The sequence below is a fragment of the Nocardia wallacei genome (assembly GCF_029869545.1).
GTDB classification, from domain to species: Bacteria; Actinomycetota; Actinomycetes; order Mycobacteriales; family Mycobacteriaceae; genus Nocardia; species Nocardia wallacei_A.
Window position 1 is genome coordinate 1 of the sequence record NZ_JARWQD010000219.1, and the last position, 1447, is coordinate 1447.

Genomic DNA, 1447 nt, shown 5'->3' on the forward strand with positions numbered 1-1447 from the left:
CGTGTTGACGAACATCCCGATCAAGCCGTCCAACTCACGCTCACCACGACCCGCCACCGGCGTACCCACCGCAATGTCACCGGTCGCCGACAACCGCGCCAGCAAAACCGCCAACGCCGCATGCACCACCATGAACAGCGACGCCCCCGAAACCTGCGCCAGCTCCACCAGCCGGGCATGGACCTGCGCATCGACCTCGAACGAATACAGCCCGCCGTACCCCGAGGCGACGGCGGGCCGGGACCGATCCGCGGGCAGATCCAGACGATCGGGCAGACCCGCGAGAGTCGAACGCCAGTAGGCCAATTGGGTCGCGGCGATCGATTCGGGATCGGCCTCGTCACCGAGCACGTCCCGCTGCCACAGCGTGTAGTCGGCGTACTGCACCGGCAGTGGCGTCCAGGCGGGCTTGGCGTGATTGCGGCGAGCGAGGAAGGCCACCAGCAGATCTCGCATGAACGGAGCGATGGACGCGCCGTCGGCGGCGATGTGGTGCACCACCACGGCGACCACGTGATCGTCGGTGTCCAACTGCGCCACCGCGATACGCAGCGGCACCTCCGCGGCCACGTCGAATCCGCTCAGCGCCAGCCCGGTCAGCCATGCCTCGATCTCGTGTTCGGCGAGCGGTTGCGGCTCCAGGTCCGGGACGGCCTGCTCCACCGGCAGGATCACCTGGTGTCCGGTGCCGTCGAGGGCAGGGTAGATCGTGCGCAGCGTCTCGTGCCGCTCGATCACGTCGGTGATCGCGGCCTGCAGCGCGCCCACGTCGAGGCGCCCGGTGAGCCGGATGGCGAAGGGGATGTTGTTGGCGGCCGAGTCCGGATCGAACTGGTTGAGGAACCACATCCGCTGCTGGGCGAGCGAGAGCGGGATATTCTCCGGCCGCGGCATCGGCACCAGGGGCGGCCGCCGCGCCCCGCCCTCGAGGGTCTCCAGGCGTTGCGCCAAGGCCGCCACGGTGGGCGCCTCGAACAGCAGCCGGGCCGGGACGCGGGTGGACAGCCGCGCGCCGAGGCGGGCCGCGACGCGGGTGGCGATCAGCGAATTGCCGCCCAGGTCGAAGAAGTCGTCGTCGGCGCCGATCGGCGTCGTGGGACCGAGCAGTTCGGCGAAGACACCGGCGACCAGCTCCTCCCGTGCACCCGACGGCGCACGGAATTCGCGGGTGTGCAGGACGGGTTCGGGCAGTGCCGCGCGGTCCAGTTTGCCGACGGGCGTCAACGGAATCTCGTCGAGCACCACCACACTCGTCGGCACCATATGCGACGGCAAGCTACGACCGGCCGCGGCGATGAGTTCATCGGTGTCGATCCGCGCACCGGGCACGGCATGCACGTAGGAGGCGAGAATCGTTGCCCCACTATCGAGCCGATGACCCACCGTCACCGCGAAATCGACACCCTCATACCCCGCCAACACCGCATCGATCTCACCCAACTCGATC

1 protein-coding gene is annotated in these 1447 nt (G+C 69.0%); it reads right to left on the minus strand.

All coding sequences use genetic code 11. The features are described 5' to 3' along the window. Positions 1-1447 (minus strand): condensation domain-containing protein (locus QH290_RS18695; RefSeq protein WP_280384225.1); only part of this gene is annotated, 1447 nt, incomplete at both ends.